We start from the raw sequence: 17,494 nt of genomic DNA on the forward strand, positions 1-17,494 counted from the left end.
ACCCGGCGGCTTTTCATTCCGCATCACCCCATTTCTACCATGAAGATCAAAACCATCCTCGGCGTCGTCGCCATCATCGCATTCGGCGGAATGCTGTTCGCCAACTTCGGTTCTCAGGTCGGCGGGTATCAGAACTTCGCCAAGGCCGAAGCGACCGGGACGCGTGCGCACGTCGTGGGTACGTGGGCTGAAGATATGCCGACGCGCTACGACCGGCAGCAGAACGTGTTTATCTTCCACATGCGCGACAAAGAGGGAACGATCCAGCGCGTTCGGTACGCCAATCCGAAGCCGGCGAATTTTGAGGAGGCCGAGCAGCTGGTCGTGGAAGGATACGCAGGCGATGATGCCTTTGTCGCGGAAAGCATCCTGGTGAAATGCCCGTCGAAGTACAACGACGCACGCGGGCTGAAAGGAAAAGAGGCAAGCAACGCGCCGTCCTCGACGTCCGCTCAATAACCCCAGTCGTTGCGCTCTGCTTCGTTCGCTAGACCTGCCCTCCTGCCGAATGCCTCGGTCGCTCCTCGTATCGGGCATCCTCGGTGTATGGCTCCTCCTTTGCTCTCCCTCGGTCCTCGCCCAGCCTGTGGCTACGTCCTCTCCCCTACAGCCCTGCCCTGATTCACCAAATTGCGAGCTCACGCAGCGATCGTACGAGACGGATCCGGACACGCTCTTCGCTGCTGCCGTAACGGCGCTCGATGATCTCGGCCCGGCCGACCTGGACGTAAACGACGACGCCCGGCGTGCTCACGCCGTCTATCGCGTGGTCCTCATCTTCAAGGATGATGTGCACATCGCCGTCACGTCGGAAGGCGAGTCGGGCAGCACGCTCCACATCCGGAGCGCAAGCCGGGTTGGCCACAGTGATCTTGGTGTAAATGCGCGTCGGGTTGAGCGCTTCTTCGAGGCACTCGAATCTGCGCTTCCTGAGGAATGACCGGTCTTGCACCCAGAATTATCGTCATGAAAAAGGCTCTCCAGACCGAATCTGGAGGGCCTTTTGTCGTGTTACGCGTCCGCGAGTCGTTCCCGGTCCGCGTGACAACGATTTTGCGTGACGGCTGCTTCAGTCGTCGGCCGGCATGGAGGAGTCGAGGCGCCAGAAGGAGCGTCCCTCCCCGTCCGGCGTCGTTGAACTGCGGCGACGCGGCTTGGCACGGGTGTAGGACCCGACGGTGTCTATCGGAGCCTGAAGCACATCGGCATGGAAGAATTTCAACGCGTCGAGGGCCTGTTCCTGATCGGCCGGGGAGATCCCGGGGCGTCGGGCCAGGTGCGTGAGAAACGCGGATACGTGCTTCGAGTCGAGAAGGCCCAGCGGCTTGGTCTGGTAAAATCGCACGTAGCGCTCGATCCAGTTGACGTACGCCGGCTCAAGGTGCGGCTTTCGATCTCGTTTACGATAGGCGGACCGGACGATACGCAGGAGCTGCGGCAAGTCGCGGAGGGATGCTGAGACGGAGCGCAATGTTTCGATCATGGACCGCTCGTCCTCGTGCAGAGCCGGGTTCAATGATTCACTCATAAGAATGCGGGGTGGATGGACGAGGGGGGAAGACTTCGATCCGGAGGAAAATCAGGGACTGATCACGAATGAAGCTACGATACGGGTTTGGGCAACCCTGTAGTGATTGGCGCATGTCCGCGTAAGCACCTCTATCCCCGGTTTTGCTCCGCCAATCTCTCCATGCTCGTCCTTTCATTGGTGTCTGCCCTCAAAGATGGAGCAGTGAACCTGGCAACCACCGCCAACGCAGAAACGCTCCCGCCTGGGCCCGAAGGTGGCGGAAGCGTTCGTCGTATGTCGATTGTGGAGATGGTCTCCTATCGAACGACGGAAATCCGCTGGACATCATTGCCCATGTTCGACGTGGTACGGATGAAGTACGTGCCGCTCGGAATCCCGTCGGCATCGATATCGACGACTTTCGTCCGCCCAGAGTTCACCGTCCCCGTGTACAGTGTCTGAACGCGCTGACCAAGGAGGTTGAAGAGTTCGACCTTGATCGGCGATGCTGTTTCCGCGCTGATGCTAACAGACGCGGCACGCGCAATCGGATGCGGCGAGACCCTTGAGACGGCAAGACCATTGACCCCGATGTCAAGCGAGATGGCCTCGCTGAGATCGGACGCCCCATCCATGTCGAACTGGCGGAGACGGAACTGGTGCGTACCCGGTGCGAGGTCGCGCACCGTAAACTGGTAGTCCGTCTGCTGCGTGGTGGTCCCCTGCCCTTCGACCGAGCCTACTGTTGCGAATCCGGCGCCGGGAGCCGCGTGCTCAATCACGAAGCGGTCGTTGTTCGTCTCGGACAGGGTCTTCCACGAGAGGATGGCGTTCCGGCCGTTCGGTAGGACATCGAAGGCCGAGAGTTCGACGGGAAGCTGCGATTCAACCGTGTGATACGGTCCACCCGAATACGTGTCGAACGATGCATTGAAGCCCGGCTGACTCGACCCTGTGTAATCGCCAGGAACAGTCTCGTTTGAAAAGAAGGCGCTACTGCTCACAACAACGGCGAAGACCTGAACATACATATCGCTCGTCGCACCGAACTCAGAAAATGGGATGGCAAGTTCGATGCCTGTGTCACTTCCACCCGAATTGTCCGTTGCGAACGTAAATGTCGCACCGCCGGGCCCGTACCCGTCGCGGACGTTCCGGATTGATCCATCGAACCGACGTATGTAGCGGCTGGAGTACCGCCTATGACGTTTGCTGCATCAAAATAGACGTCCGTATTTGAACTGCCAGTGTTGAATGCATACATCGCATCCACGTCGAAAGCGGCCGAAAAGTCAGTGCCACCACTACCACCGATGTAGTGCCCTCCTCCGGAAACCGCCAGCGCGGTGCCAGCCGCCCGGCCATCCGGGGCACCGGGGCCTAGAATATTGATCCAGACTCCGATCCCGTCGCTGGTTGACGTGGACATTGCTCCGACGATCCCGAGGTACAACATATCATTGGACGAGTCGGCGTACTTCACGATCTTCTGAACATCCGTTCCGTTACTAAAGCTGTTATTACTGTTTTGCTTCGTTCCAATCTCCGTGTATTGCACATCCGTCAGGTCTCCATCCACTGTTGGTTGTGCGGAAACTGAAAGCACTCCCGAAAACAGTACGCCGAGCACGACGAGCCCGGCTGTCCAAATCGTATCGAGTCGAATCATAGTCCCCCCTTATTCTCTGAGTTGATGTTCGCGAACGTGCAAGTGCACCCAAAGCACTACGCACGAAAATATTTAGAATGATTGAAGTCTCGCGGATTATGGAGGAAATGTCAAATGTTCTAATAAGGGGAATCCATCCGTCGACGGCATTCAGCGTGTAGTCGAGCGTCGCCCGTTTTTCGTGGCCGGACGGGGCCGCGGGGCGTGGCGGCAAACGGTTTGGCCGAACACCAACGACGAACCGGCCCCGCGGAAGCAGGCGGCCCGGCAGAACGGTGGGCGGAGCACCCTGTCCGGGCCTCCTGAGGCAGTTATATTTTCACCTATAAAAAAGCCTCCCGGGGCACAGGAGCCACGGGAGGCATAACGACTCAGTGACCGAGTGAGCATCAGAGATAAATGTACGACGCGATCAGAAAGTAGACGGTGAGGCCGAGGATGTCGTTGAGAGTGGTGACGAACGGCCCCATGGCGCTCGCGGGGTCGATGCCGAACCGGGTGAGGATGAAGGGAATGAGGGCGCCATTCGTCGTGGCCATGACACTGATCGTGAGCATCGTCAGGCCGAGGGTAGCGACCAGCAGACTCGGGTCGCCCAGGTCAAAGACGGCGACGGCCGTGCACAGAAGGGCAGCAACGACCGCCCCGTTGACCATGGCAACGGCCACCTCTTTGCCCACGCGGCGGAAGATGTCGTCCACCCAGAGCTCGCCGCTGCTGAGGCCCTGAACGGCAATCGCCGCGCTTTGAACCGCGGCATTCCCGCCCATGGCGGTGACGATTGGTATGAACGTGGCGAGCACGACGGCCTGCTGCAGTGCGCCTTCGAACGTCGTGATCACGCTCCCGGACAGTCCGGAGCCGATGAGCCCGACGATGAGCCAGGGCAGACGGCCGCGGCTGATCCGGAAGATGGTATCGGACGTGCCCTCATCGCCCGTCAGACCACTCATGATCTGGATGTCCTCTTCGGCCTCGTCGCGAATAACGTCCACGACGTCATCGATGGTGATGCGACCCATGAGGCGTCCGTGCTCGTCCAGCACCGGAACGGACACGAGGTCGTAGCGCTGCACGATCCGGCCAACCTCCTCCTGATCGACGCCGGTGGTGACGGAGATGAAGTCCGTTTCCATGACGTCGCGCACGAGGACGTCGGCGGGCGACAGCAGCAGTTGCTTCAATGAAAGGACGCCAACGAGGGTGCCGTCGGACTCGGTGACGTATGCCGTGTACAGTTCGTCGACCTCTTCGGACGAGCGCCGGACCTGCTCGGTGGCTTCCGCAAAGGTCCACCCCGGGCGAATGGCGACGAACTCGCGGGCCATGAGCCCACCGGCCGTCTCCTCGCCGTAGTCGAGCAGTTCGGTGAGGTCCTCGGTGTCCTCGAGCGTCGGTAGGAGGTCGAGCGCCATCTCCTCCGGCAAGTCGGCCAGGACATCGGCTGCGTCATCGGTGTCCAACGCGTCGAGGAGCTGCGTCAGGCTGTGCTGCGGCAGGTCTTCGAGCAGGGAGGCACGGAACGTGTCCTCGAGCTCGGCGACGGTGTCTCCGGCCGTCTCCGGGGGCAGCCAGCGCAGGAGCCGACGCGCTTCATCAAACGGCAGGTGCCGCAGCAGGAGCGCGATGTCGGCCGGGTACAGGTCGGCGATCAGGTTGAGCACCATGCCGCGCTGCCCGTGCGAGAGGAGCGCAGTAAAATCGTCGACGACGCCGGCATCGACCTCGAGGAGTCCGGCGGGACGGTCTTCGGTAGGAGTGTCGGGCGCGGCGGAGGGCATGCGGAGGAGCGGTTGGGACGTGTTGCCGGATTTGAGATGCTGTGCTGAGCCTGGACGGTGGTGCTATCTTCTTGTAGCGGGTCGACTGCGGTCGACCCGTACTTGGATTGAAGCGAGTGCGCTCGGGGAAAAACCGGAATCAGGCGAAAAAAGGTAAGCGGTACGTGGGTCGACTGCGATCTACCCGCACGTGGGCTCCACCGCCTCGGCATCTAGATTGGCCTGGCGGCTTACGAGGGGAGGCTGTCGGTTTTGCCGTGGAGGTAGCGGGCGAGGTCGGCGAAGTCGGCGGGCGAGAGCGCCTCGGCGCGTTTGCGGCCGATCTCTTCAGGGAGGTCGCGTTCAGTGGTCCAGGCGCTGAGGCTGTTTCGCAGCATTTTGCGGCGCTGGTTGAACGCGTCCTGAACGATCGGGCGGACCTCGTCCAGCGTCAGATTAACCGGCCCCGCGTCTGCATCGAACGTCACGTGCAAAACGGCACTCGTGACGTCAGGTTGCGGATAGAAGACGTGGCGCGAAACGGTGAACGCATAGTGCGGACTCGCAAACAGCTGAAGCAGCACGCTGAGGATCCCGTACGCCTTGGTCCTCGGCTCCGCCACGATCCGCTCGGCGACTTCCTTCTGCATCGTCAGCACGGCTTCCGCAACGTGCCCGCGCGCCTCCAGCAGGGCGAAAAGGATTTCTGTGGTGAGATAATACGGCGTGTTGCTGATCACGTGCAGTGGTCGCCCCCGCTCTTCGGCCACGGCCTCCCAATCCACCTCTCGGACATCCTGCTCGCGGACGTCGAGTTCGGGAAGGGTGCCGCGCAGGACCTCCACCGCACGCTCGTCGACCTCCACGGCCAACAGGTTGTCGTACTTCGCTACGAGACGTTCGGTCAGTGCTCCCGTTCCCGCGCCCACCTCGACGACGGCGGCATCGGGCGGTGCCTCCAGCGTATCCACGATCTTCGCGATCATGTTGGGGTCGTGAATGAAGTTCTGCCCCAGGCTCTGCTTGGGGCGGAAGGGAACGCGGTCGGGCATGGAAATGAGGTTTCAGGTACGGTAATGCAGAAGGAACCACGTCGAACATGCAGGGCGCGGTTCAAGCGAATGCACCCGGCACGATCTTACGCGCTGTGCTCACCAAACGATAGATGATCCACGGACAAACCAAAAGCCGCCCGTGGTCAAGGACGGCTCGGTGAACACGCTGGCAATCGAACGGTGTCGACGCTTAACGGATGCGCTTGCGCCGGTTTCGGACGTAATCTTCGAACAGATACTCGCCGAGATTGTCGAGGTCGGCGTAGTAGGCCCGCCCGTGATTGGCTTCCGTCAATTCGCGCACGAAGTTCTGCAGGTAGGGATCACGGGCGATCATAAAGGTTGTGATCGTGATCCCCTCCCGGCGGCACATGACGCCTTCGTCGAGGACTTTGTTCACGATCCGGCGATCCAGGCCGAAGGCATTTCGGTACATCTTGCCGTTCTCGAAGTGGCAACTGGGCTTGCCGTCCGTGATCATGAAGATCTGCTTGTTGCGGTTCTTGCGGCGGTGCAAGATGTCCCGCGCCCGCTGCAGTCCGGCTCGCGTGTTGGTGTAGTACGGCCCGACGTCGAGATACGGCAGATCCTTGACGCTCACCTCCCAGGCTTCGTTGCCGAACGCGACGACATCCAGCGTGTCTTTCGGGTAACGCGTCATGATGAGCTCCGCCAGCGCAAGAGCCGTCTTCCGCGCCGGCGTGATGCGGTCTTCGCCGTAGAGCACCATCGAGTGCGACAGGTCGACCATCAGCACGGTGGCCATCGTCGACTTGTGATCGGTTTCGTGCACCCGGAAGTCGTCCTCGGCCAGATTCCAGTCGCTTCCAATGCCGGACCGTTTGAACGAGTTGGAGAGCGTGTTCGTGACATCCAGACGGTTGACGTCATCGCCGAACTGCCAGCGGCGCGTCTCGGGAAGGCGCTCGTCCCCCTGACCGATGTGCGGCGTACGATGCGCTCCGCGCCCGTGCTTGCGGAGCTGTGAGAACACTTCTTCGAGCGCCGACTGCCGGATGGTGCGCTCGGTTCGCGCCGTGATCTGCACCGAGCCCGTCTCCTCGTCATCGCGAAGGTAGCCGCGCTTCTTGAGCTCCTCGATGAAGTCGCCGATACCCTCCTCGTGCCCGTCGGTGAGTCCGTACTGCTCGTCGAGTTGCGTGAGCCAATTCAGCGCTTCCTGTGCGTCGCCGGCCGTGTGCTGCAGCAGCTTCTTGAAGAGGTCGAACAGCTGATCGAATAGCGGCTGTTCGCTGCCGTGGCGTGCGGGGTCCCAATCGGTGTAACGGAAACGCATGGCCGGTGTCTCTCCCCGTGGATCGTGGAATCTGGTGATGACGAATGTACGACCCGGTGTTACCCTTTGTTTTCGCCGGACATGTTACGCGTTGGCCATGGCCGGGGCACACCGATCATCCGCGGACGTGGGCACGGATCGACGCGGTCGCCCCCTGCGGTCGCTTAAATGAACCCTGAACGTTGAACCCTGAACGTTGAACTCTGAACCCTGAACCATCTAAAACAACGGTTTTTGCTCGCCAACCGGCACGTCGAACGCAAGGGCGTTTTCCTCCGGGGGGATCGGGCACGCGAACCGCGGATTGTACGCGCACGTCGGGTTGTACGCGGTGTTGAAGTCGACGATGACGGAATCGCCGTCCATTTTCTCGACGTCGACGTATCGCCCCAGCTTGTACGTCGTCCCGCCGTTCGTCTCATCCGTGAAGGGAATCCACCATTGCCCGCGCTCCTCTCCTTCCGTGACCTCGAAGACGGCCAGGGTGTCTCCCCGCTGTGGAAACGGGATTGCCACAGTGCCAACGCGCAACTGGTCGGCGACGCCACCGGTACTCTGGGCCATGCGGACCGTATCCGGCGTTGCCGGCCGATCGACCGGACGGACGAAGCGATAGGTGCTGTCGATGTCGTAGTACTGCAGGCCACGGAAGGACTTGCGCTGCTTTGCCGGGATGACGCTGCGATCGCCTCGCATCTCCATGTCACGGGAGACGCGCTCCTGCGTGATCCGATCGGCGTAGCTCTTCTCCGACTGCTGATTTCCGCACCCGGCGAACGCGAGACCGGTACAGAGCAGCAACATCCCAAGAATCCACATCCCGCGCGGCGCAATAGCAGATGCGTTGTTTCGCACCAGAACATCGGCCATCAGAAATTCGACGTTTCGTTCAGGAAAACCATTTTCGTTCCTAACGCATCACGGCCTGCGAGCATCCGCATGCACAGCAATTTCGCGGGACCCATCTGGGAGCGGATACACGTCCGCCTGGCTCTAACCGCGAGCCCGCACGTGCCTTCTCTCAGTATCCGTACGGATCATCCAGGTACCGCTCGGCCTGATCATGGGCATTTGCGTAGTCGTCCATGCGCAGGACCATTCGGTATCGGTTCACTGCGAGATCACGCCGCCCCTGTCCATCGTACGCCATGCCCTGATACAGGTAGCCAAGCACCTTAAACTTTGTGTCGCCCTTGTCGCGGCTCGTCAGCGCCTCAAGTGCTGCAAGATGCTGCAGTGCACCGTCATAGTCGCGACGCACCATCCGCTCGCGGGCGAGGTAGTACCGCGCCACTTCCGCCATGTGTGCGTTGTAACCCGTTCGGCCTTCCTCGTGGCGCGCAACGACTTCGCTGAAGACCTCTTTCGCCTGCTTCCATCGGCCCCAGCGAGCCATCACACGGCCGTGCATGTTGTGGAAGTACGGATTGTAATCGTGCCGTTCGCGAAGCTCCTCCGTGTACTGGATCGCCTTCGAGTAGTCATCCTCGTAGATATAGTAGATTTGCGCGAGGAAGTAGATGGCTTCCGTCTGGATGTAGTACCCATCGGTTGCCGCCTGGCGGATCAGACGAATGCCCCGCTCTCGGTCCCCGTCGGGCATCATCCACATCAATGCCTTCGACACCGGGTACTCTTCCGGGATGATGGCTGCGTAGTAGTCGTACATGCCCTTCCCGAAGACGTAATCGTCGTTCTCAGGATCTTGCTGGGCGACCTCCCGAACGTACCCGATGGCCCGTTTCCCGTCGAGAGTGGCCTTGAACCAGTCGCCCCGATTGGAGCGAAGCCGACCGCGAAACCCGAGCGCGGCGCCCTTGAAAAAGGTGGCGTCGAAGTTATCGGGATCCTCGTCGAGGATTTCCTCACACCGATCGATGGTCTCGTTCATCGCGTTGTAGAACGTCTCGTCGTGCGAGGCGTCCGGAAGGTCGATGAGAATCTTCCACCAGACGTTCAGCCCTTTCAGAAAAGGACCCACCGGATGATCCGGATAGCGAGCATCGATCTTGTCGAAGTGCGTTCGAGCCTCGTCAAACTCCATGTTGTACAGAAGCTCGAGGCCCTTCGCGCCATGCTCCCGCACAAACGGTGTATCGAGCACGGAGCTCTGCGGGTCCGGCACCGGGTCCTCCACCATCGCCCGCTGCCACACGCTCGCCGTCGCCTGATTCGCTGGAGCACCAAAGAGGACACCGAGGACGATGGCGACTGCCACGCCTCGCAACCACGTCAAGAGGGAAAAGTCATTCATGCAGCATTCCGACCGTGTGTAGAAACCGTCGTCGATATGGTACCAACCCTAAAATCGGGCTGTTCCTTTGTGAGGGATGAGGTTTGGGGTTCGAGGGACGAGAGGGCGCCAGAGCGAGAGGGAGCGTGTACGGAAAAATCGATGACATCCGAGAAGGCCGAGACGATCGTTCAAAGCTCTCACGCCCATCCCGAACCCTGAACCCTGAACTCTGAACCCTGAACTCTGAACGTTGAACTAAAAAAAAGCGTCCCTCCCCGGTGCAGGAAGAGACGCTTTGAACCGCTCAGAAGTAACGGCGTGCTACTTGTCTTTCGTGGTGAAGAACGACCGCGTGCCTGTGTAGAGGAGGCCAACGCAGAGGATCTTCGCTGTGTCGATCAGAACGAAGCGAAGGTATCCTTTGTCGATCGACTCCATCCACGTCTCGTGCCCAGCTGCAAAGTGCAACCACACAACGCCGGCGGTGAAGAAAATGGTCGCTCCGGCAAGCATCGAAAGCATCGATCCGGAAAGCGAATTCCAGCGCTCGGAGAGGTACCCGATCGCAGCGGCTGCAAGGGGATACGAAAGCAGGTATCCCGCCGACATCAAGCCAAGCAGGTACGAGGGGCCAGCTCCGTCACCGGCAAACACCGGGAGAAACATGCCAAGCAGCAAATACAGACCCTGCGCGAGCATGCCGTTTCTCCATCCCAGGTACAGGCCGCTCCCGTAGACGGCAGCCGTCTGGAGAGTAATCGGCACTTCCCAGAGGTACAGGCGGACGCTCGACTCGGCGGCCAGAACCGTCAGCAGGGCAAAGCCGACAACACCGAGCGCCTGAAGAGCAGCGGACGCGTCATCGGAGCGCAGGCGATCGACAATAGCGGATCGCGAGGAACGAAGCGAGAGTGTGTCTGTGATCATGGGCGCAGTCAGGATGAGGTCGCGAGCGTCGAATGAACGTCGGAATGGCCGGTCACGGCATTGTCGAACAAAGTCGTTCGCGGGTGAGCCTGCCGCACGGGGAGCCACCGGACGTCCACGGTTCATCAACCATGAGGATACTGACAGGCAACAAGAACTTCCAGCCGTCGCACTGCTTGTCGAAATGTTCAACAGAAATCGGACACTCCCGAACGCTGTGTCGTCGTACCGGGATTTTGTCGAACTCTGCCCTGCGGCTGCAAGTACAAGCGGCCGTTCTTGATCCCCTCAGCCCTACCGATCGCTCATGTCGTCGTCCCCTGCCCCCTCCGCCGCTTCGTCGGACGCGGTGTCTTCGAATTCGGCGCCCTCGCTCGTCACCTTCGACGATGTGGCCAAAACCTACGAGATGGGATCGGAAACGGTCACAGCGCTAACGGATATTTCTATCACGATTCCGCAGGGTCAGTTTGTCGCGGTCGTCGGCCCGAGCGGCTCCGGTAAATCCACGTTTCTGCACTTGCTGTCGGCCATGGATCGACCAAGCCGCGGCCGGATCACGGTCGGCGACTGGGACCTTGGCTCCCTCGACCGACAACAGCAGGCCCGCTTCCGCCGAAGCATGATCGGCATCATCTTCCAGCAGTTTCATCTGGTGCCGACGATGACGGCGCGAGAAAACGTGGCCCTTCCGCTTATCCTGGCCGGCGTTGCTCCTTCGGACCGACAGGGACGCGCAGCCAACGCGCTCGACATTGTGGGACTCGGTGACCGCATGGATCATCGCCCGGCGGAGCTCTCCGGCGGCGAACAGCAGCGCGTGGCCGTCGCCCGGGCGCTCGTCACAGATCCGCCGCTCCTCTTGGCGGATGAACCAACCGGCAACCTCGACTCTGAAACCGGAGAGCAAATTATCGACCTGCTTGAACACGTCCACCACGAGCAAGGGCGAACGGTCGTGGTCGTCACCCACCACTTCGACGAAGTTCAGCACGTTACCGAACGCGTTTTGAAACTCCGCGACGGCCGCATCCTGGCCGACGAAGATTGCTAAATCCGGTGCTTGATGGGAAGGTTTTTTGCGAAACCACGCCCACCCTTCAGGAGGCCGTAGCATATCGCTCCGTCCCCCGTCGTGCCAGGCCGCCGCTTCCGTGGGGCCGGTGCATCGCCCATATGGCGGCGATCGGCGTGCCTCCACGCCCCACGGCCCCGTCCGTCCACGAGATCACGGCCGCGCTCGCAGGCTGTTCAGCCCGTAGATGCGTTTCGATCCGGAACGGTCGGCAGGACGCGGACAATTCCACCCTCCAGCGGGGACCGCCCGTTGTCTATTCCGGCTACGTGGGTTCTCCTCCCCCGTCGTCCTCTGCGAATTCTGAGACAAACGTCCGGTACGCCCTGTGCGAACCGATCTGTGCCGCCTATTCTGTGTTTAGCGTCGCGAAGCCGAATACCCGGCGACATACGACGTGGTCATCTGCCTCTCCATGTTGTCGCTCGTTTAATCTCCATCGCTCGCGTATGAAACGATTCGAAGAGCTGTTTGCCGAACTCCAGGAAAAAGTCGACCGACAGGATCCGGAATCCGGCACTGTGAAAGCAGTGAATGCAGGCTCTCATGCGATCGGCAAGAAAATCCTCGAGGAAGCCGGAGAGGTGTGGATGGCGTCCCAGCACGAAGGACGCCAGCGGACGGCAGAAGAAATCTCGCAGCTTCTCTATCACGTGCAGTGCATGATGATTGCCTGCGACCTCGACCTGGACGATATCTATAAACACTTGTAGCGAAGCTATAACAATCTGTAGCCTTGCTACAGCATTTATAGCCCAGAGAAAAGCCGTTTCAACCTCCAGCCGTAAGCGCCTCAAGCCCGACGGCGCCCGCGGATGCCGGGCTGGCGTCCGCCCGTTTTGCCCTCTACCTCACGACTCTCTCAACCCCACCCACCTATGCTTCAGATTGCCCTCCCTAACAAAGGAGCCCTCTCCGACGGAGCCGTCACCCTAGCCGAGGAGGCCGGGTATCATGCGAAGCGCCGTGGCCGGGAATTGTCGGTCCGGGATGCGGACAACGACGTCGAGTTCATCTTCCTCCGCCCCCGCGACATCGCGACGTACGTCAGCAAGGGCATCGTCGAGCTCGGTGTGACCGGCCTGGACCTGCTCCATGACAGCGGCGCGGACGTCAAGCAGTTGATGCCGCTCAAATTCGGAAAGGCCCGGTTCTGCTACGCCGTCCCGAAAGAAGGCGGACTCACGCCCGATACGTTCACCGCCGACACTCGCATCGCGACCTCCTACGACAGCCTCGTCCGCCAGGACTTGGAGCGTCGCGGCATTGACGCGAAGGTGGTGCACCTCGACGGCGCCGTGGAAATTTCGATCCAGCTTGGCGTTGCTGACGCGATTGCCGATGTCGTGCAGACCGGCCGCACGATCGATGAGGCAGGACTTACGACGACGGGCGATCCGATCCTGAACACTCAGGCCATCCTGATCGCCCAGAACAACGATGTCGCAGCGCTTGAACCGGCACGGCTGTTCGCCGAGCGCATCAAAGGCATTCTTGTAGCGCGCGAGCACATCGTCGTGGAGTACGACCTGCCGAAGGAGCACTTGGCAAAGGCAAAAGACATCACACCGGGCATCGAGTCTCCCACCGTGTCGCCGCTAAGCAAGGACGGCTGGGTCGCTGTGAAGGCGATGGCCCGGCAGGGCGACATCAACCGGATCATGGACGAACTGACGGCGATTGGCGCGAAAGGCATTATCGTGACCGACATCCGCACGTGCCGAATCTGACACTCCCGACTCGATTCTCGCAATGACGATCGAACCCGACCGGGCATCTCGCCTCCGGTCGGGTTCTCCTTTTGAACCACGTACTGCGTTCTCCACCTCGCCGGCCGACTCCTTCCTGGCAAACGGAACGGGAAATTCGAATTTGTCCTGCCGTCTTCGCTCAACCCCGGATGTCCTCGGGCGTGTGTAGACGAGCAGCCGCCTTACTGCCTCCGACGATTCATCCTGTACGCCTCCTCCATCTTCATGCGCGTAGCCGACCTCTTCAAGCTGGCGTGGGACAACCTCCGCCGAAACCAAACACGTAGCGTCCTGACTGTGATCGGCGTCCTGATCGGTGTCGCCGCGCTCATGACGCTCCTCGCCTACGGTTCGGGACTGCAGCAGAACGCCCAGCGTGAGTTCAACGCCCTGGAGCTGTATAACACCCTCCGCGTCACGTCCAACCGCATTCCCGCCCTGACCGGACCGGGGCGTGTCGCCATGCAGGTCGCAGACACGGCCAGCATGACGGGCCAGGTTGCACTCACCGATAGTCTCGTGCACGAAATCGAGAAGATCGACGGCGTGCTCGCAGCCTATCCGGAAGACAACTTCCCCGGTAAGCTTCGTGCCAACGGGCGCGAGATCGTCATCAATGCGGAGGCGATCCCGATGGAGTTTCAGCAGATCGACCTGTATCGGCCCAAGTATGGCAACTTTTTCGACCAGCCCGACCAGGCCGGCGTCTTGATCAGCCCATCAATGGCGAAACGACTCGGCTTCGAAACGCCAGAATCAGCCGTCGGGCAACCCGTCGAGATCATCACGGCTGCGTTCAACATGTCGAAGATGCAGAACCTTGCCCAGATGTTTGGCGGCGGTCTGAACGCGCTACCGATGGGACAGCACAGCTATGACGCGACGGTGTCCGGCATCATCAAGGACGACCAGCAACCGCTGACCGGCTTCACGCGGGCCCTCGTCCCCGTCCAGTACGCGCAGTCGCTCGACAAAATCTCCTTTTTCTCGACACTCGATCTGCTTTTTCGAAATGCCGAGACGCTCGACGGGTATCAGGCAGTTCGCGTGCAACTCAAAGACGCCAGTACACTCCCAGAAGTACGTCAGGAGATTGAAAAGATGGGCGTGTACGCAACCAGCTTCCGGGAGCAGTTCGACCGCCTAGAGCAGCTGTTCCTGATTATGGACCTCGCGCTCGGCATCATCGGCTTTATCGCTATGATTGTCGCAACCATCGGCATCGCCAACACGGTAATGATGAACGTTCGCGAGCGCTACCGAGAGATCGGCGTCATGATGGCGGTCGGCGGCGACGCGAAGGACCTGCAGCGGCTCTTTGTCATCGAAAGCGCGACGCTCGGCGCGCTCGGTGGAATTGCGGGTCTGATCTTCGGCGGGTTGATCGTAATCGGTCTCGACGCGGCGGTCAACATGTATCTCGACTCCCTCGGCGTGCCGCCCATCACGGTCTTCAGCACGTCCGCGGCGATGATGGCCGTCATTTTCGTCGGGGCGGTGCTGATCAGCCTGCTCGCGGGTGTCTTTCCCGCCCGGCGGGCAGCACGCATCGAGCCGGCAGAGGCGCTCCGGAGCACCTGAACGACGATTTTGAAGCCGGAGAGCGATCCGGATAAGAGATACGATGATGCATCAAACAGAGAGCGGACGCCGGCACCAAGAGGGTGCGACGTCCGCTCTCTTTGTTTCGGTCGACCGATCCTGTACGATGCCTTCCTAGCGCGGCTCGACCGGGTACAGTCCCGGCGGAATCATAACAAACGGGGCCGGCTGATTCTCGACGGCCGTGCGAATGAATGCCTCGGCCGGCGACTCCGTCTCACTGTCACCGGAGCCACGTGCAATGAGGCGGAATGGGAAGGGCAGTACCCGGCTCAGATTCCAGAAACCCGACTCTGGATTTACCTCTACGATCTCCGCGCGATCGGCCGGGACACCGGAGGCACGCCGTGCGAGATCGATGGCATCGAGGAAGCCGCCAATCTCATCCACGAGTCCGACCTGTTTGCCGTCGATGCCCGAGTAGATTCGTCCTTCCGCAACCTCTCGGATATGGGTTTCGGTCGTATCTCGCCCCTCGGCCACCAGTTGTACGAAATCGGTATAGAACGATTGAAACAGCTCCTCCACACGCTCTCGCTCGTCCGTCCGCAGCGGACGTGCCGGAATCTGCGCCCCGATAATCGGAAGTCGATATCCGGTGAACAGATCGGCACGACGGCCCTCCTGCACGACATCGTAGGTCTGTCCGGTTTTCTCGCTCCAGCCGTCGGCGTAGAGCCAGCCGCCAATAACGCCGATGGATCCAGTGACGGTCGTCGGCGTGGCGAGAATCGTGTCGGCGTACGCCGAGATCCAGTAGCCGCCAGATCCCGCGACCTGTCCCTGAGAAACGATGACCGGCTTCTCGGCCGCCACCTCTTTTAGCGCCTGAGCGACGAGATCGGAGGCCATACCGTCCCCTCCCGGCGAGTCCACACGGAAAACGACGGCCGACACATCATCACGCGACTTGAGGTCACGGATCGATTTATGCAGCGTGCGTGCCTCGATGCCGGTGTCCATCGACGTCGGACCGATCCCATACACCACAGCGATCTTGTCCGGTTCGCTCCAGGCGCGTGTCGCAGTCGCGACTTCGTCTAGCTCCTCGGCATCGATCATGCGAGTGCCATGCCCGAGCAAATCGTCTACAAACTGATCGCGATCATGCCAGCGCCCCAATGAGTCAACCAGACCAGCCGATTGTGCATCTCTGGCCGTGAGAATGGTTTTCTCGTCGATTAGGAGATCCAGAGAGTCGCGGTCGATGTCCCGATCGTTTGACATGCCACGAACGACGGTAGCGTACACGTCCTCGAGGTACTCCGCGCGTTGCGTGCTGTCGGCTTCTGAGAACTCTTTTCTGGAAAGGGTCTCTGCCGCGGACTTAAACTCGAAGAAGCGCCACTCATCGAACTCCAGACCGAGCTTGTCTAGGGTGCCGTCGAGGTACGTACGGCTCAGCGCGTACCCGGGCAGGATCATATTTCCTCGCGGATCCTGAACCACAACGTCCGCCGCACTCGCGAGGTAGTAATCCGTCATCTGGGCATTTTCCAGATAGGCGACCACCGTGATGCCGCGGTCTGATGCCGTCTGCAAGGCGCGCCGCAACTCCCAGGCTTTCGCCGTCCCCAGTTTTACGCCGCTGAGATTGAGCGTAATTACGCGAACTGTTCCCGTTTCAGCCGCCTGCCGAATAGTGCGCAACACCTCATAGTACCGTGGCGGCGCGCTGCCAAAGAAACTCGCGATCCTGGTCTTGCGATAGGGCAACGACCCCGACAGGTCGAGGTCGATGCGCTGACGCCCCGATGCGACGGCGCGATAAAGCGCGCTGGGCTGATGCGATCCCATCCGGATCCGACTGACCTGCCCGCTGTAGTCCCCGTCCGTGTCGATGCCCGAGAAGGATTCGACGCCGCCCCGGCCGACGTCGATGCGGAGCCCGATGGTCTGTGTCTCATTCTCGAAAAAGCGCCCGAAGAGTTGCACGCCGTCGACAATCTCTACCGCGCCACCTGCACTCCAGAGCGCATCCTGGATCGCCTCGCCATCCTCCATGGACGCATCTGCGAAGAGCGTCAGCCGCGACGTGCCGAATGGACGCACCCCGATCTCCCCGACGACCTCCCAGTCGTCCGTCTCCAGTGCCAGGTTACCGACAGCTCCGACGGACAGATAGCGCGTTGGCCGAAAGACAGAGCCCGCCACGAAGCGGTTGTACCGGCCGAGTGCCGTCGCATCGCCGCCAAAGCCCTGATAGGCAATGCCAATCGCACCACTCCGCGTACCGCCACTCAGGCCAATGTGGTACCGATTCACCTCGAGCGGTCCACGATTCAACCGAGTGAAGCTGGCGGAGAGGCCGCCCAGGTTGGAAAAGACTCCCCAGTTCTGCATCGAGCCCACGTCCGTTCCATCGCTGCTCCAGATGAACGCCGTTCCAGATCCAACCATTCTTGCGAGTGCAGGATTTGCCGTACCGAACAGTCCGTCACCGAAGGAAGCCGGCGGCGCGGAAAGGAAGAACGATTGATCGTAGTACCGCGCCATATCCGGCGATCCTGCCTGCGCCATCACCCCGACGGGACGAACGAGCAAACTGGTTAGAATCAGAAGGCACGCTACCGACACCCCACGCAGAAACGCTGACATATTACCCTCGAAGA

Annotated in this window: 16 protein-coding genes; 6 read left to right on the forward strand and 10 right to left on the reverse strand. The window is 60.7% G+C overall.

The features are described from left to right. Positions 1–39 precede the first annotated feature (39 nt). The gene (locus CRI94_RS08630) at positions 40–459 is read left to right on the forward strand and encodes a cytochrome c maturation protein CcmE domain-containing protein (RefSeq protein WP_098075303.1); all 420 of its coding nucleotides are present in this window, start codon (positions 40–42) and stop codon (positions 457–459) included. Positions 460–508: 49 nt separating this feature from the next. Beyond that, complete coding sequence (locus CRI94_RS08635; RefSeq protein WP_098075304.1) at positions 509–940, forward strand: DUF1499 domain-containing protein; 432 nt, start codon at positions 509–511, stop codon at positions 938–940. Between the two features lie 129 nt (positions 941–1,069). On the opposite strand, the gene CRI94_RS08640 is transcribed toward CRI94_RS08635, so the two are convergent. The 9 genes from CRI94_RS08640 to CRI94_RS08680 form a co-directional block, all read right to left on the reverse strand. Beyond that, positions 1,070–1,528 (reverse strand): site-specific integrase, encoded by a 459-nt coding sequence (locus CRI94_RS08640; protein ID WP_098075305.1) that lies wholly within the window; start codon positions 1,526–1,528, stop codon positions 1,070–1,072. 299 nt (positions 1,529–1,827) lie between these two features. Further along, positions 1,828–2,541, reverse strand: coding sequence for a T9SS type A sorting domain-containing protein (locus CRI94_RS08645; protein ID WP_098075306.1), 714 nt, complete (start codon positions 2,539–2,541; stop codon positions 1,828–1,830). Beyond that, positions 2,511–3,179 (reverse strand): hypothetical protein, encoded by a 669-nt coding sequence (locus CRI94_RS08650; protein WP_098075307.1) that lies wholly within the window; start codon positions 3,177–3,179, stop codon positions 2,511–2,513. Before CRI94_RS08650 ends, CRI94_RS08645 begins: the two co-directional genes overlap by 31 nt. Positions 3,180–3,568: 389 nt before the next feature. Then, a complete protein-coding gene (mgtE, locus tag CRI94_RS08655; RefSeq protein WP_098075308.1) occupies positions 3,569–4,960 on the reverse strand; it encodes a magnesium transporter in 1,392 nt (463 codons plus the stop codon). A 230-nt stretch (positions 4,961–5,190) separates the two neighbouring features. Further along, a complete protein-coding gene (rsmA, locus tag CRI94_RS08660; protein WP_098075309.1) occupies positions 5,191–5,991 on the reverse strand; it encodes a 16S rRNA (adenine(1518)-N(6)/adenine(1519)-N(6))-dimethyltransferase RsmA in 801 nt (266 codons plus the stop codon). Between the two features lie 193 nt (positions 5,992–6,184). Beyond that, on the reverse strand, positions 6,185–7,291 hold the full coding sequence (locus tag CRI94_RS08665) for a vWA domain-containing protein (RefSeq protein WP_098075310.1): 1,107 nt from the start codon (positions 7,289–7,291) through the stop codon (positions 6,185–6,187). A gap of 219 nt (positions 7,292–7,510) precedes the next feature. Next, positions 7,511–8,161 (reverse strand): DUF1684 domain-containing protein, encoded by a 651-nt coding sequence (locus CRI94_RS08670; protein ID WP_098075311.1) that lies wholly within the window; start codon positions 8,159–8,161, stop codon positions 7,511–7,513. Between the two features lie 151 nt (positions 8,162–8,312). Beyond that, positions 8,313–9,545 (reverse strand): tetratricopeptide repeat protein, encoded by a 1,233-nt coding sequence (locus tag CRI94_RS08675; protein ID WP_098075312.1) that lies wholly within the window; start codon positions 9,543–9,545, stop codon positions 8,313–8,315. A 303-nt stretch (positions 9,546–9,848) separates the two neighbouring features. Further along, a complete protein-coding gene (locus tag CRI94_RS08680; protein ID WP_245846133.1) occupies positions 9,849–10,454 on the reverse strand; it encodes a biotin transporter BioY in 606 nt (201 codons plus the stop codon). 307 nt (positions 10,455–10,761) lie between these two features. Here CRI94_RS08680 and CRI94_RS08685 point away from each other — a divergent pair, with 307 nt between their 5' ends. The 4 genes from CRI94_RS08685 (at position 10,762) to CRI94_RS08700 (ending at position 14,861) form a co-directional block, all read left to right on the forward strand. Continuing rightward, entirely contained in the window at positions 10,762–11,508 is a 747-nt protein-coding gene (locus tag CRI94_RS08685; protein WP_098075313.1) for an ABC transporter ATP-binding protein, read from the forward strand. Between the two features lie 470 nt (positions 11,509–11,978). Further along, positions 11,979–12,242 carry a phosphoribosyl-ATP diphosphatase gene (locus CRI94_RS08690; RefSeq protein WP_098075314.1) on the forward strand — a complete coding sequence of 88 codons (264 nt, stop codon included), beginning with the start codon at positions 11,979–11,981 and terminating at the stop codon, positions 12,240–12,242. Positions 12,243–12,407: 165 nt separating this feature from the next. Beyond that, entirely contained in the window at positions 12,408–13,259 is an 852-nt protein-coding gene (gene hisG, locus CRI94_RS08695; protein ID WP_098075315.1) for an ATP phosphoribosyltransferase, read from the forward strand. A gap of 246 nt (positions 13,260–13,505) precedes the next feature. Continuing rightward, the gene (locus tag CRI94_RS08700; RefSeq protein WP_098075316.1) at positions 13,506–14,861 is read left to right on the forward strand and encodes an ABC transporter permease; all 1,356 of its coding nucleotides are present in this window, start codon (positions 13,506–13,508) and stop codon (positions 14,859–14,861) included. Positions 14,862–14,996: 135 nt separating this feature from the next. Here CRI94_RS08700 and CRI94_RS08705 read toward each other — a convergent pair whose 3' ends face one another. After that, positions 14,997–17,480 (reverse strand): S49 family peptidase, encoded by a 2,484-nt coding sequence (locus tag CRI94_RS08705; protein ID WP_179862223.1) that lies wholly within the window; start codon positions 17,478–17,480, stop codon positions 14,997–14,999. Positions 17,481–17,494 lie beyond the last annotated feature (14 nt).

The organism is Longibacter salinarum (genome assembly GCF_002554795.1).
GTDB lineage: Bacteria > Bacteroidota > Rhodothermia > Rhodothermales > Salinibacteraceae > Longibacter > Longibacter salinarum.

What these genes read in the sequence shown, in the direction of transcription:
- CRI94_RS08630 (WP_098075303.1), top strand. Translation starts at nt 40, where the DNA reads ATGAAGATCAAAACCATCCTCGGCGTCGTCGCCATCATCGCATTCGGC.
- CRI94_RS08635 (WP_098075304.1), top strand. Translation starts at nt 509, where the DNA reads ATGCCTCGGTCGCTCCTCGTATCGGGCATCCTCGGTGTATGGCTCCTC.
- CRI94_RS08640 (WP_098075305.1), bottom strand. Translation starts at nt 1,528, where the DNA reads ATGAGTGAATCATTGAACCCGGCTCTGCACGAGGACGAGCGGTCCATG.
- CRI94_RS08645 (WP_098075306.1), bottom strand. Translation starts at nt 2,541, where the DNA reads ATGTATGTTCAGGTCTTCGCCGTTGTTGTGAGCAGTAGCGCCTTCTTT.
- CRI94_RS08650 (WP_098075307.1), bottom strand. Translation starts at nt 3,179, where the DNA reads ATGATTCGACTCGATACGATTTGGACAGCCGGGCTCGTCGTGCTCGGC.
- mgtE (WP_098075308.1), bottom strand. Translation starts at nt 4,960, where the DNA reads ATGCCCTCCGCCGCGCCCGACACTCCTACCGAAGACCGTCCCGCCGGA.
- rsmA (WP_098075309.1), bottom strand. Translation starts at nt 5,991, where the DNA reads ATGCCCGACCGCGTTCCCTTCCGCCCCAAGCAGAGCCTGGGGCAGAAC.
- CRI94_RS08665 (WP_098075310.1), bottom strand. Translation starts at nt 7,291, where the DNA reads ATGCGTTTCCGTTACACCGATTGGGACCCCGCACGCCACGGCAGCGAA.
- CRI94_RS08670 (WP_098075311.1), bottom strand. Translation starts at nt 8,161, where the DNA reads ATGGCCGATGTTCTGGTGCGAAACAACGCATCTGCTATTGCGCCGCGC.
- CRI94_RS08675 (WP_098075312.1), bottom strand. Translation starts at nt 9,545, where the DNA reads ATGAATGACTTTTCCCTCTTGACGTGGTTGCGAGGCGTGGCAGTCGCC.
- CRI94_RS08680 (WP_245846133.1), bottom strand. Translation starts at nt 10,454, where the DNA reads ATGATCACAGACACACTCTCGCTTCGTTCCTCGCGATCCGCTATTGTC.
- CRI94_RS08685 (WP_098075313.1), top strand. Translation starts at nt 10,762, where the DNA reads ATGTCGTCGTCCCCTGCCCCCTCCGCCGCTTCGTCGGACGCGGTGTCT.
- CRI94_RS08690 (WP_098075314.1), top strand. Translation starts at nt 11,979, where the DNA reads ATGAAACGATTCGAAGAGCTGTTTGCCGAACTCCAGGAAAAAGTCGAC.
- hisG (WP_098075315.1), top strand. Translation starts at nt 12,408, where the DNA reads ATGCTTCAGATTGCCCTCCCTAACAAAGGAGCCCTCTCCGACGGAGCC.
- CRI94_RS08700 (WP_098075316.1), top strand. Translation starts at nt 13,506, where the DNA reads ATGCGCGTAGCCGACCTCTTCAAGCTGGCGTGGGACAACCTCCGCCGA.
- CRI94_RS08705 (WP_179862223.1), bottom strand. Translation starts at nt 17,480, where the DNA reads ATGTCAGCGTTTCTGCGTGGGGTGTCGGTAGCGTGCCTTCTGATTCTA.